This is a genomic window from Lysinibacillus alkalisoli (assembly GCF_014643595.1).
Classification (GTDB): domain Bacteria; phylum Bacillota; class Bacilli; order Bacillales_A; family Planococcaceae; genus Metalysinibacillus; species Metalysinibacillus alkalisoli.
In genome coordinates this window covers 1-13788 of the sequence record NZ_BMJT01000021.1, presented here as the reverse complement: position 1 = coordinate 13788, position 13788 = coordinate 1, and the positions used below count along the sequence as shown (strand labels likewise).

The 13788-nt window shown below is 32.5% G+C and carries 8 protein-coding genes and 3 pseudogenes; 2 read left to right on the top strand and 9 right to left on the bottom strand.

Annotated elements, in window-relative coordinates:
- On the top strand, nt 1-238 hold a 238-nt coding region (locus tag IEW44_RS15710; protein ID WP_308421653.1), incomplete at its 5' end, for a JAB domain-containing protein.
- A 299-nt stretch (nt 239-537) separates the two neighbouring features.
- Here the strand turns inward: IEW44_RS15710 and IEW44_RS15705 are convergent.
- The 3 genes and pseudogenes from IEW44_RS15705 to IEW44_RS15695 all read right to left on the bottom strand — a co-directional run.
- The gene (locus tag IEW44_RS15705) at nt 538-6387 is read right to left on the bottom strand and encodes an ATP-binding protein (RefSeq protein WP_188616007.1); all 5850 of its coding nucleotides are present in this window, start codon (nt 6385-6387) and stop codon (nt 538-540) included.
- 25 nt (nt 6388-6412) lie between these two features.
- Nucleotides 6413-6718: pseudogene (locus IEW44_RS16160) on the bottom strand (Tn7-like element transposition protein TnsE); the annotation flags it as partial.
- A 333-nt stretch (nt 6719-7051) separates the two neighbouring features.
- A pseudogene (locus IEW44_RS15695) lies at nt 7052-7423 on the bottom strand (type I restriction-modification system subunit M N-terminal domain-containing protein); the annotation flags it as partial.
- Nucleotides 7424-7811: 388 nt separating this feature from the next.
- Between IEW44_RS15695 and IEW44_RS15690 the strand changes: the two are divergent.
- The gene (locus IEW44_RS15690; protein WP_188616006.1) at nt 7812-8669 is read left to right on the top strand and encodes a tyrosine-type recombinase/integrase; all 858 of its coding nucleotides are present in this window, start codon (nt 7812-7814) and stop codon (nt 8667-8669) included.
- A 122-nt stretch (nt 8670-8791) separates the two neighbouring features.
- Here the strand turns inward: IEW44_RS15690 and IEW44_RS15685 are convergent, their stop codons facing one another.
- From IEW44_RS15685 to IEW44_RS15665, 6 genes and pseudogenes are all read right to left on the bottom strand, one after another.
- A complete protein-coding gene (locus IEW44_RS15685; protein WP_188616005.1) occupies nt 8792-9313 on the bottom strand; it encodes a helix-turn-helix domain-containing protein in 522 nt (173 codons plus the stop codon).
- 310 nt (nt 9314-9623) lie between these two features.
- Nucleotides 9624-10556, bottom strand: coding sequence for an Abi family protein (locus IEW44_RS15680; RefSeq protein WP_188616004.1), 933 nt, complete (start codon nt 10554-10556; stop codon nt 9624-9626).
- Nucleotides 10557-10621: 65 nt separating this feature from the next.
- Nucleotides 10622-11020 (bottom strand): hypothetical protein, encoded by a 399-nt coding sequence (locus IEW44_RS15675; RefSeq protein WP_188616003.1) that lies wholly within the window; start codon nt 11018-11020, stop codon nt 10622-10624.
- A complete protein-coding gene (locus IEW44_RS15670) occupies nt 11013-11819 on the bottom strand; it encodes an AAA family ATPase (RefSeq protein ID WP_108307186.1) in 807 nt (268 codons plus the stop codon). The genes IEW44_RS15675 and IEW44_RS15670 overlap by 8 nt, the downstream gene beginning before the upstream one ends.
- Nucleotides 11820-12086: 267 nt before the next feature.
- Nucleotides 12087-12212 (bottom strand): hypothetical protein, encoded by a 126-nt coding sequence (locus tag IEW44_RS16055; RefSeq protein WP_268236396.1) that lies wholly within the window; start codon nt 12210-12212, stop codon nt 12087-12089.
- 262 nt (nt 12213-12474) lie between these two features.
- Nucleotides 12475-13027 (bottom strand): annotated as a pseudogene (locus IEW44_RS15665) (site-specific integrase).
- Nucleotides 13028-13788 lie beyond the last annotated feature (761 nt).

Genomic DNA, 13788 nt, shown 5'->3' with positions numbered 1-13788 from the left:
AAATTCAAGCATGGTGTCGCCTCGTGAAGTGTTCAAAACGGCAATTATGCAAAATGCCGCAAGCATCATTATTGCCCATAACCACCCGAGTTCTGATGTTGAGCCAAGCCCTGAAGATATCGAAGTAACTAAGCGCTTAGTCGAATCGGGCCAGTTACTAGGTATCGAAGTACTCGACCATCTTATCGTTTCTAACCATCGCTATTTATCGCTACGTGAGAAAGGATTTATGGTGTAAGAAGCTAAAATTTATAGAACTAAAACAACCAACTTGTTTGATAGCAAGTTGGTTGTTTTAGTGGTTTTGAGTTAGAAAAGAAATTTTTAGAAATTTTAAATATTCAAGTGGTGTGTACTGATAATAAAGTTGTTTAATTTTAATCTTATAAATGCACTAACCACCTATCTGTGAATATGACAGGTGGTATTAGAGTTGTTCATTTTTTATAATATCTAAAGCCTTTTATTTTTTTACTGTAGTTCTCCTCAGATAACAAATGGCATCGTGTATTAAGTAGCTAATTCATTCACTTTCTTTCAATGAGTGTCATATAGCCTTACTACCTGATAGACTTCTCCTTTAAGTTTTTTACACAATTCATCATATATATCGGGTCTCATCACCAACTCACAACCTGATAATCTAAATGTTTCTTCACTTAAATCTGTTCCAATTAAGCCGTAATCCCAGCTTCTATAAGCTACCGCAACTTCATTATGCTGATCTAGCAAATCAAAAGGACTTGGAAAATCTGCCGCTGTTAAATTTAATTCTTTTATTATTGAATCATCTAATTTCAATAAGTGATATTCTCCAAAATCATTACAAATTTTTTTGTATCGAACTAAATGAAGTAATGATTGTCCTAAAGAATTGCTATCAGACGACTCACCAATATACCACCAATCTAAATCTTCCTCTTCCTTAAATGGAAACTCAATAAAACTAATTTCAGCAAAATCAGTACTTACAAGTCCACTATAAAACTTGTTTTGACTTTTCATGTTTGCAAAGTAGCCTTCTTCTAAAATCACTTCATTTTGAATACTAGCAATCTTAATCCAGCCTTCAAATCCATGTAGATTTGACTTTTGAGGAGAATAGTTTTCTAATACTTTATTCGTATTTTCTGGATAGCGAACTTTGCTATAATTCATTGAAATCGGAATCTTTAAATCACTAATCATATGCGTCAATACTAATGGGTGTACGTTACCAAAGTTCGATACTTCTCTATTTAAAACTTGTTTATAAATTTCGTTTTCTATGCCCCAATAATGTACTTTGGGTAATATCCGCTCTCTTGTACTTCTAAAAGCATTATACATACTTCGCATCTCTTCTATATAAGCTTCATTACTATCAAATATACTCATAAAAGTATTACAAGTTTTCTCCACTACGTTTGGTAGATGTTTTTCTATATTTATAGCTGCTTGATTTCTGTCTAAAGACAAGATGCTCATATCATAATAAGTTTCAATCAATAACTCATTAGCTATTTTTTTATCTTCATTTTCAGGCTTAATCCCGAGAGCAAAATGGGCTAACTGTTTTATACTGAAATAATCCGATGTTAATAAAAATTGGATCCATTCACTATTCAAAATTTTCTCAGGAATTTCCTTCTCTAACAAGAGACATAAAATTACCTCAAATGTTGATTCATATATATCTGTTTTCACAAACTCGTTTAAAGTATTTAAAAATTCATCTTCATAGTTAAAGTAATAATATTGCATTCCCCATAAGGCCCATGTTCTTCTTTTTAATTCTGGATGTGTGATTCTGGATAATACTAATTCAATAATACTTTCTAAACTATTCGTTCTGACCTCTATATCTTTACAATCTATAAACGGCCCAGAGAATTTTCGTTCAGTTTTTAAACGTAATGCAATTACCTCAAATGCTTCAGCCCAAAGTTCTTTAGCTAAATCAATATTTAATTTCACAAATAAATATATAAGATTGGACGATACCCCAAAAGAAGGTATCTCACTATATGTATTGAGTACAAGTTCATTTTGAAGAATACTCTCAACATATTCAGGATATTCACTATAGTAACTTTCTATTTTTGGAATTATTTCTTTCCCACCAAAATAACTCCATCCGTTTTCATATACTCTTGTAAATTGTAGAATTGATAAATATACTGCAGGCTCAGTTATGTTATGCCTTTCTAAACCTTCTATTAAATTATTAAATATATAACATAACTCTTTATTATATAGTCTAAGTTTTTTTGCTAATAGCTCGATAACTTTATTAATCTCTTCTTGTTTTTCATGATTTGAATATTCAACCATTTTATAACCTAATGAATTAATAAATTTTTCGGTACATAGTTCAGCATAATTTAATCTTTTAATATATAAAATTAATTCCATGAAAGAGGCCTCGGAAAGGTAGTATTCTACCATCTCATTAGTTCCCTTTTTAATTAAATCCTCTTCACCTTTAACCTCTCTTGTATCGACAAAGGAACATTTCTCCTCAAATTCATTCAATAAGTTTAAAGTTTTATCTTCAAAGTTATTTTCATAAATTCTAGCTTTTACAAGACTATAAAGACTATTAGCTTTTTCTATATTTGTCTCTTTAATTAACTTAATGGCTTCAATCAAATTTTTCACTAATTCGTGACTTAAAGGAACACTAGATGAAAGAACCGAAATGATATAAGCATCTTCAGGGATTACACCATAACTCTTAATCATTACTTCTTCTAGTGCTTCTTCTAGTTTCCAATTAATTTTTCCCCAGTTAGATTTTAAAGATTGAGACAATATTCTAGTAGCCAGATTAAAATCCAAACGTAATAAATATTTAAACCAATCATTGTGAACATACCTTACTTCTTTTTGATCCGTATGATTTAAAATATTATTTAATAATGGTAACAACTTAAACAACCCGTGTTTTATCCATTCATCATCAATTCCAATAAAATATTCCGCACTATAAAGCAACTCATAAATAGTAATATCTTTATGGAAGCCATAAGAAGATAAGTATCTACAAACCCTGTTCCAACTAGAAAATGCAGCTTCTTTGTTCCCCACTTCATTCATAATAATTGAATAATACATTTCGTGTTCTGCTTGAATTTCAAAATATTCGCCACTTCTACTTGCTTTATGAGTAAGTCTCTCTATAGCATCAACAATTGCTGGTTTTGCAACATCTACATTAGTCAATGAATAAAGTAATTCAATCAATTTGGAGGAAATTAGTGGACCACCAGCACTCCCCATTAAATATGTAGTCGTTTTCTTAGAAATACTCTCTAAAATAAGTAATAATTCTTCCCATCCACTTACACTACATACATATTTAACACTTTTATTAAACGAATCATAAATATAAGGCTCTATACTATACAAATCACAGGCACGGGGTTTTCCTTCAAATGGACTGATAATATTTAATAGCGATTTAAAGGATTTTAAAACTTCATTTTCTCTTTCTAAGTCGGATTTAAAATCATAAAATTCAATTTGTGCCATTTTTATATTAAAAACAAGCCACTTTCTATACCAACCACGACCTAAAACCCTATCTAACTCTGAATCTATTATTTCATTATTTTTTTTGGCTGCATGTATCCTAATAGCTAATATCCATTTATATATATTTTCGGCTCTTGAAATATGACCATTCAAAAATAAATCTATTTCTGATGGGTTTTCTACCTTTGCATCTTCTAGAATAGAGATATCTCCAAACTGTAAGAATAAATCTGTTAGTTTTTCTCTATTCCATTCGGAAGGTAAACTTAGAAGCATTTCTTTTGCCTTAACTCTATCTACTGAAATAAAATATTTTACCAACTCAAATCTAAGTGTATTTTTTAATTCCTCATTCAATTCCATATTAATTAATTCACTAATAAAATCCGCCAACTCTAAATCTAATAATATACCTATAATTCCCTTAACATACGAACCATTAAATTCTTCATTCAAATTTTTAAACCAATCAATTAATATTGGTCTTTTTTCAATCCAAGATTCTAGCTTTAAAACCCCTCTAAAATATGCTAAAGCTGCCTCTATATTCTCTTGCTTATCAAGCTCCCTGTAAGCTTCACAGTATTCTGCCCATGGAGCGACTTCTCCTTGCTTATCAATTAAATCGCATAGGATAAGTCCGGAATTAATATCTAAAGTAATACGACCATCAAGTATCAATCTCTGCACTAATAAATCAAATCCATAAAGCAATCCAAATGTTTTTGCATATAAACGTATGTCCATTAATTTTTCTTCATATGCTACATATAAAGATTTTTTTAATTCATTTATCTTAATCTGCAATCCAAAATCATTCAATTCTTTTGCGGCATTAGATGCTAGTATTAAATTTTTTTCAATAGCTTTTCTAGGATGACAATAAGCTATACTATTAATTATGAATTCGTTATTTACTATACTTTTAATTTCATCTAATAATTCGCCTTTTCTAAGCATACTTAATAAAAACTCATAGGCTTTAGAATCTAAAAAGAAATCTTTAGTTCTTAACCAATCTATAACGGGTTGAACTAGACTTTTAATTGATCCACCATCATGCTCTAATCTTTCTATAATAAACCTTCTAAAACTTTCATGATAAATTCGAATTCCACCTTGTGCAGATACATTAACGAGTATAGGAGATAATAATTCTAATGCTGGAGATACCAATCTCGCATATGGTCCTAATATCTCTTTTATTTCTATTTCGGATAAACCAAAATCTACTGAAGATAAAATTTCTCCAACCAAATTAGCCCCAGTGTCTGTTGTTGATTGAAGTAAATATTCGTAATAATTCCTAATATCCCCATCTATTAAAGGTATATTACTTATAAATTCTTCTATGTTCATTACTTTTTTATTAATATCTATTAATAAACGTTTTATCAAAAAAGTAACGTATAATGGATTTCCTTCAGTTTTTTTCTTAATCTCTTCATAAAAATCAAAATCGGAATCTACTAATGATGTAACCTTATCGTGTAATTGATAATTATTAAATAATTGTTTTATCTCTTCATTTCCCCAATTAGGCATTTCATAATAACGAGTATTATCTAGCCTTGATAAAGGTTCTAGGTGCTTACCAGGTTGTGTTCCGAGTATAATATGAACGTTTTCAGGAATCTTTAACATCATTAATTTATCAACTATATCTATTTCGTCTCTGGATAAATCTGATGTAGTATTAAATACTCTAGAAATATGATCTAATCCATCTACAATAATGTAGACTTTTTCATTATCGACTGATGCTTGTTCTAAAATATTATTTAATTCGTCCTCATCAGCACTAAATAATGTTTTCTTTGAGTACCTCATCCCATCTTCTGAATTCATCAAATCTGCTATTAGATTTCCGAACATGACATTAGTTGTAATACGTCTTTGTACATCTTGATCTCCCGGTTCTAAATAGCAATAATGTCTAGCAACTAAGTAATCCGTTTTTAGATTTTCGTACAACATCGATAATAACCATGATTTCCCTGAACCTGGTGTTCCAATTAAAACTGTAAATGCTTTATCTATAGATAACTTAAAGTCATCGAGAATGCTTTCTCTGTTTACGTATCTTTTTAAATCTACAATATTCTTCTGAGATACTTTCCCAAAATCTGTTCTTATACCTAACTGGCTAACAATTTCTTTGGGATTAATAGTTCTACTTTCTGCTCTACAAATATTGGCTAGTCTAATAAGCGTAGCTGCCACATCTATTGCGTTTCTATCTTCATTTGGATACTTTCCAATCCCAATATTATCTTCTAATATATTAATAAGATATCTTTCTAATATACCCGGAGATGTTAAATCTAAAGATGCCTTTGGCCAATTCAATTCAATAATAAGAAAATCAAATAGCTCTTGAATATCTCGTCTATCTATATTTAACTTTGCTATTTCATCCCAAATAGGCTCACTGCCTTCTGGCCACAACTTATCTATTTGTAGTTTGTAGCAGTTAGTAGTCAATACTTCTAAACTTGGTTCACATTCAATTTTCTTTAGAACTGATAATATTTCATCTTCTACTGGATCATCCCATGCTAAACATAACCTGTATTCTTTCTCACCATCTTTTTTATATTCTAAATGACTCCTAATAATTTCTACTATACTGATTGTGCCTTTTTCACCTTTTATATCTTTGAGTTCTAATATTCGATTTTGACTATACTTAAATTGTCTTCTTATAGTTTTCCCCCTTATAAAAATTGTCAAATCATCTAGAGAATCCCCTTTAAATAATTTTTTGTCTACCATAATACTTTCATAATTATGCGTTATTGATTGTGCAAAATAACAAGCTGTTACTAAATCTTGATAAATATATCCTCTATGAGCTGCATTTAAAGCCATATAATTCACCACTATTCAAAGTAATTTATTGAAATGCCTTTTCTAAACGTATTTTCCACTCAAAATAATTTTGGTCAATATGTTTTAATCTTTTAAAATCATATTTGAAAAGTTCTTCCGTTTTCCAATTCCCGCTATTGAATACAAGACTTTTAATAATTGTTAATATGCTTAATTCAATATTAGATTTATCCATAGATGTAAGTATTAATGTTGACAAGTTTCTTTTATCGGGAGTAGCTATTTCAAGTATGTAATATTCCTTATTACACAGTTTGCATTTTACATGTACTAAACAACAAATTCTTCTTATTCCATCCGATAATAACGAAAATTTCCTTCCTAACTTAACTGTAAATTAATAAAATTCAAAGCAACTTGATATTTATGAGTATCTGTAGACAACAATTGAATCATTTTTATAAACTTTTCTAGACCTTGACCTTTATTTGAAATATAAATATCACCTTGATTTACATGTTGAGTATCGCCCAATACCTTATGTATAGTTGCAGGACTACCAAAATCAAAAACTTGTTACCATTTTGTAATCTTTGTAAACAAATTTGAGTGTTACTGCTACTAAATCTCGGTCACGTATATAAGTTTTTAAGTGATGCTTTGTATTATGTTGTAAAATTTGCTTAATTAAAATTTACATATTATCTAATTCTAGGCATGAAAATGATTTTGGTAATACCCCCACTAATGATGGATTTTCTTTTTCAATGGCTACCATCGCAGCATCAATGATTTGACCGATTTCAGGTGTCTTTGCATTGTCTTTAATAAATGACCAGCGCGCTTTTTTTGGTACAAAGAAAATGTTCTCTGCCACATATTCATCACGATCTTCTTCATCTGCCCATTCATCTTCTTTTAACGCTGCATATTTTTCTTCAAAGGCATCGGATACGTATTTTAAAAACAGTAGTCCTAATACGACATTTTTATATTCGCCAGAGTCCATTGAACCTCGCAGCTTATCTGCCATCTTCCATAGTTTTTCTTCAAATCCTAAATTCGCTGTTGCCATTATTATTCCTCCAGTTACATGAACTTGTTACTATATTTAAATTATAACAGGTAAACGCTGGGACTAATGACTAATTAAACTATAAATTAATACTTAATTGGATTTAAATTACTTTTAATGATGTAAAACGTTTCAACCGCTTTAACTTATAGGTAATTGAAATTTTTGATGAACGAGTTAGTAATTTATTTAATAAATTTAACCTTAAAAAAACATGCTTGTTTAAGGTTGATTATGGTACACTGAAACAAACGAAAGTTCGTATGATTTGGTAAATAAATAACGAAAGTAAACTTTTCAAAAGTAGAAAATTCCACTTTTGAAATAGTTCGTGAAGTGAGGAGGCTATATAATTGAAGAAACGCTATTTTCTTTGCAGCAATATAAAATGATAAAAGAGAAGGACGAAACGATTCGTCAAGTCCAACAACAAAAGCTAGCTCAATATGAGCCTGACTTTAAACAGTTTAAAAGTTTTAGTGAGGCGCATGGCTTACCTCTCACGTTTGAGACACTCGAATTGTACCTTCATCAGCTTATTACGCAGCAACAAGTGCGTTTATCCACTTTCAATCGACGTTTAGCGGGCGTAAAGTATTGGTTAGTGCATGAACATGGATTTCAATTCACCTCAGCGCATGAAGCTAGCGTGAAATTACTGCGTAGTTTATATGACCAGGAGGCGTATATGCGTTTAAAGCCGATGCGAGGACAACGGGCGGAAAAACAAAGTGATGTGCTACGGCTCATTGATCGCTATGCTACGGATAAAAAAAGTGATATTCGTAAGCGAGCGATTTGTTTGGTCAATTTGATTACGGCCAACCGTCCGTCGGAAATGGTTCGGTTGAAGGTAAATGATTTTGATTTAGCTAATCGCACTGTCCAGGTAATGATGGTAAAACAGGGCGAAATGAAAGAAAAACGCCTGACACTAGAGTGTGTACAGGCGATTCAAAACTATGTGGTAGCATGTGAGCTGTTACCTAATGATTATTTTGTTGGTGCAGCCGATAAATGGGGAAATCATACGAGCCGTCAGATTAGTGAAGTGAGTTATAACCAAGCGATTCACAGTTGGTTAGGCTTTGCACCGTACACGTTCCGTAAAACGCAAATTACAGCCATGTACCAAAAAGGTGCGGATATCCCGACGATTGCCAAGCAGTCTGGCCATAAATCACACCAAACCATTATGGAGCATTATATTAAGTTGAAATCGGATGATGTAGACGAGTTTTTATAAAATAAGTGATTGAAATTACAAAATCGTTAGCGATGACAGCTAACGATTTTTGTCTTTTCATACTTTTCTTTTGCATGTGCTGTTGATTAAGTAGAAGCATTCCTTAAAGCTATTGACATCATTTAATTCTTTTTTACATACTCAAAAATCACATAAATTGCTTGTTCTTCTTTGCTCGCAAAGCTCAGGTCAAACTTTAAACGCTGGCCTTCGAAACTAAAGGCATCCAGTAAATAGTTCACTCTAGGCTGCTTATACGCCATACTATTATTTACACATCGCTCCCATACTTCTTCTCGTAAATGCGTGGAATACTGGCGATGTAATGCTGCTTCTTTCAGTAAACTTTTTGTAATAGGAATATAGCCTTCCCAAATATTTTTACGTGTGATTTCAAACCACATTGCAGCCCGAACAGCTTCTTCATCTAATGCAACATTTGTTGTATTAGGCGTGCGCTGGTCTAGAAATTTCATTAATTCAGTATGCGGAATCTGCCATCCTTCTTTACGAGATTTTGGTGCGATACCTACAAGCTCACCTTGCCGTAGCCAACGACGTACAGATTCTATATTGCTTGTCACTTTATTCGTTGCTAATATGTCAAACACCTCTTGCACCGTATAAAAACGCTCTGTTGCCATACAATCAACTCCTTTATTTATTAATACAACATTTGTTGTATTAAATCAAATGTTAGTTACTTTATAAAATAGATTGCAACAGTTATATCGATGGAACAGGAAGTGATATATGAGCATTAGAGGGTTTAGCTATTTAAAAAGGGAATAAAACTGTGAAATATACGAAAAACCCCGACTAACAACGAGATGTTAGTCGGGTTTAAATTTCAACTCAGCGTAATAAGTTTCCCCATTACCCCTACAACCAAAATGGTTATTTCCTTATTCATAATACTAACAAAGATATATGCGGAAGTCAAAATGGTGCCCATTATAGCTTTAAATGGTTAATAATACTTTCAAAGAATTTATAGGTTGAGATAAGTGCTAAATTTTTTTGATAGTATGATTTATTACGCTTACAGCGAGACAGAAGAGACGTTAAGTTTTCAAATGTGTGTTTTCGCATATTACTACTCGTCACATAGTCACTATAGATGAAGAGCAACAGCACAAGGTCGTGCACACGGTTATTTTTCAACTTTTTGTTACGAGCGTCTTTACTTATGTTAGGTACTTGGCTCAAGTAGTCACTAGCAATCTTAGTTTTTTTAGCTGTGCCTGGCTCAGCAATATTCATTAAGATTGGCGTATTATGCGCAGCAGCGTTACGTATATTTTTTATATAACGAATTGTTTCATGTAATTTTCGATAATAGGTAATATCTGTTGCGAAATTTTTGTAATAGAATTCAATAAAACGCACGAATTGGCCAAATGTAATACACTCCATGAACACCCAAACAGGCAACTTCTGATGGTGACGATCATACATTTTTTTCGCATAGCTCGCATTAGTTCCCATGCTACCAATATAGGATTGAACCGTTTTATTTTGTAGGTCTAAGAAACGTTCTACAATAGTGAAGCCATCTTCCTCTTCATCATCTGTGATGTGTTCGAGTAGTCTTACTTTAATACTATGCTCGATATCCAGACACATCTCTAATAAGGTATAACGTAAATTCATATCAATACTAGCTAAATCCACTAAATAAGCGAATTCAAGGTGCATATAGATGCCATAGGGAAATTTATCGTACTCTTTTTGGTAATTACGCTTATATGAAGTTAGCTTATAATAATAATTTCGTGTACGTAAAATTTCTAGCGCTTCATCTTCAGAAGTGATGTTAAACTGAATGTTCTTTTTTGTTAGATAAGCAATCATTTCATCAAATGTTAGTTTGTATTTATCATTCATATAGCACCTCATAAGTTATACAGCAAAAGAGGAAAACACGAATGTCACTATAACTTCTTTCGCTATTATTCTTGATTAAACGCATCAACCATAAATTTAAATTGGCGTTGCTGGCGATCCGTTAACTCATGTTCTACATAGCTATCAATGAGCTTTTGTAAAATGACATACGTCTTAGATTCATCCGTAAACGAGCCTAGTAAACCAAGCTCGGTATGGATAATTTCAGGCACTTTGACGCTTTTCGTTTTAACCTTCGTACCAACGTTTAATTGGTCAACAGAAACAAGAGGTTGGGCTGATTTTTTAACAGGTGCGACTGCAGGTGTTGTTGCTGATTTTTTTGTTTCTTTTTTGACAGGCACGTCAAAGCCAAAGTCAGCATCTTGCTTTTTGGTTACCGTTACAGCAGGGCGCATGATAGGTGTTTTCTTTTTAATTAATCCGCCTTTTTCCTTATTCATACTTACCCCCCTCTTCAAATGCTTCAAGTTTTTCTAATAACTCATCCAACACATCGGTAAATACTTTATGCGCTTTGCGGTCATGTTGGTCATTATCCGTAATGCCCGTTACATCCCAAGCTTTTAAGCGCTCTAAATGCTTAACGACAGTCTTCATTACGTTATCTTCACCAAACATTTCCTTCGCACGTTCAATAGTTGACATATCAACACGACCACCAGGGCGTAACAGTACGGGTAATACACCAGCTACTTGAATATCCGCATCGTAGTTGTCTACCATGAACTGTAGGTATTTAATATACGTCTCTGCGCCTTCAAGCGATAGCTCTTGTGCCTGCAAAATAATCAATACATAGTCGGCAGCCATCATCGCATTGTCGGAGAAATCACTAATCGTCGGTGGCACATCAATAAAGATGTAGTCATAATCCGAACGAATGGGATCCAGTAATTGATTTAAATAGCTGACTTGGTCAATTTCATTTTCAAATTTACTATATAAGAACTTCGGTAGGTTTTTAAAAGACACTTGCGCAGGAATCACATGAAGATTATCTGCCACGTTAACGATACAGTCCTTTAAATCGCCTTTTTGAAAGCCGTCAAAGATACTGGTATTCAATTCAGAAACACCCGCAGAGCGTGCAATTAGCGTACTCGCATTCCCCTGAGGGTCCATATCAACAAGTAACACTTTCTTATTGTAATACTTCGAAAGCTCCCAACTTAACATAACTGATACCTTCGTCTTACCAACGCCGCCTTTAAAGTTCCCTACTACAATTGTTGTCGCCATACTTCCACTCCTCTTACGATACTTTTTAAAAGTATACCTTACAATTAACCACATTGCAAAATAGTTCTTATCACATTTACACTTTGGTTTACAAAGTGTTAGATAGTTATATATATTTTTGTACAGAGGTATGGTTAGGGAAATGCGGATTTAAAACGATATGTATTTAATTTTATCAAACTTACGTTTTTGGGAACGTTTTTTTATTTTATTTTGTAAGTCCCTAAATAGCTATTAGTAAAGTATTCATATGGGAAATATTCTCTTTTAACCCCACCAGTGATTATTGTAAGCTATTATTCCAATTATTGCTCCAATTGATGAACCAACTATTGTACCAGCTACTACCCATACTACTTTTGAGACTTTTTGATCCTCATTATTAAATTTCAATATCGATTCCTCCTTATCTTTATTTTTTCACTAAAGTAATCACCTACCCTATGACTACTTGCGCCTAATAAAACAATTTGTTTATCACTCACAGATGTAATAATTAGAATACGAAATGTATCCTCTAATTAACTTGAGATTAATTGTTTCAAATTTATACCAATAATACAATACGTATTTTAAAATATTTACTCCACATTTTCATAAAAGTGCCCAAAACATCGTTTAGTAACTTAATTGAATTGATGAATCAAAACCATTTTTAAAGTGAGAAATTTTCGAGTGACTTATCAATTTCATCATCGGTAATTCCTATATATTTTAAGGTGATAGATGGAGCCAAATGATTAAATAACATTTGTAACGTTGCTACATCCTTGTTTCGCTTGTAATGATGGTATCCAAACGTTTTTCGCATAGTATGCGTACCAATATCCTCTCGTCCGAGAGCAGCTGCTGCTTTTTGCAAAGCCCTATAAGCTTGCATCGTACTAATCGGCCCATTTCCTTTTCAACTTGGAAAAGTAGTCTTCCTCCTGCATCCCCCGAATATAATCTTCGATTGTTTCTCTGATGACTTTAGGAATCATAAAACGTTTGGGTTTCCCGGTTTTCCCCTCCGTAATAACCAAATGGCCCTTTCCTTTAACGTCTTTCACTTTCAAGGGCACCAAATCACTCACTCGTAACCCCGTATTAATACCCAAGTTAAACAAAAACAGATCTCGTGCACTAGCATAGCGTGACAAAGCCCATCGCATATCTTCAATTTCCTTAGCTGTTCTTAACGGCTGCATATTCTTTTCTTTTGTCATTATTTCACTCCTAACCATACATTCAACAAAAAATTATCTTTATAAAAAGGACGTGAGAAAAATTGTAACGTGTCCGAATTTGGTTTTGAAAAAAACAGCGACAAACACTGATTTAACATTGTTTGTCGCTGTTTTAATGTTACTAAACTTTTATTTAGGAACGTTTTAAAGTTATAAATATACAAGAATATACAGTTATTGTTTCCCAAACTTTGCAACTTTTTTTAAATAAAAAAAACCTACACATAAAGTTATGAAACCAAATACTTTATATGTTATCGTTTTAAATTCTTCGTTAACCACTGTTATATTCAGAAACAAACAGCCTACTAGAATTATCACGATTCCTACAATGGAATTAATTACCTTCACAATATCCACCTACTAAAATTATTATTATTTCTATATTTATTTCGATAATCTATAGGCTATATCCTTTAAAAATCTTCCAAAAACGTCCTTTGGTAACACTTCATTGAGATTCTTTTATACGTTACCACTATTCAAAACAAGTGGATTGAACAGTCTTCTTTAAAATTATTTTTCGCAGCATCTCAGCGTGTTATTTTGTAAGCCCGTAATCAAATAACGCATATAAAACATCAGGCACCTCCGGTACGATAGACGTATCAATCAAAGGAGGTGCCATTCCTATGCCTACACATCAATTAACCATCGTCCCAGTTAAACTGGATCCCCTTCCAACTGAATCTGCCACGTTTCATTCCGCTCATGATGCAGCTGTACCAAGTTGTATCATC

Excerpts from the sequence above, each read along its gene's own strand:
- IEW44_RS15705 (WP_188616007.1), bottom strand. The coding sequence starts at position 6,387 with ATGGCTTTAAATGCAGCTCATAGAGGATATATTTATCAAGATTTAGTA.
- IEW44_RS15690 (WP_188616006.1), top strand. The coding sequence starts at position 7,812 with ATGATAAAAGAGAAGGACGAAACGATTCGTCAAGTCCAACAACAAAAG.
- IEW44_RS15685 (WP_188616005.1), bottom strand. The coding sequence starts at position 9,313 with ATGGCAACAGAGCGTTTTTATACGGTGCAAGAGGTGTTTGACATATTA.
- IEW44_RS15680 (WP_188616004.1), bottom strand. The coding sequence starts at position 10,556 with ATGAATGATAAATACAAACTAACATTTGATGAAATGATTGCTTATCTA.
- IEW44_RS15675 (WP_188616003.1), bottom strand. The coding sequence starts at position 11,020 with ATGAATAAGGAAAAAGGCGGATTAATTAAAAAGAAAACACCTATCATG.
- IEW44_RS15670 (WP_108307186.1), bottom strand. The coding sequence starts at position 11,819 with ATGGCGACAACAATTGTAGTAGGGAACTTTAAAGGCGGCGTTGGTAAG.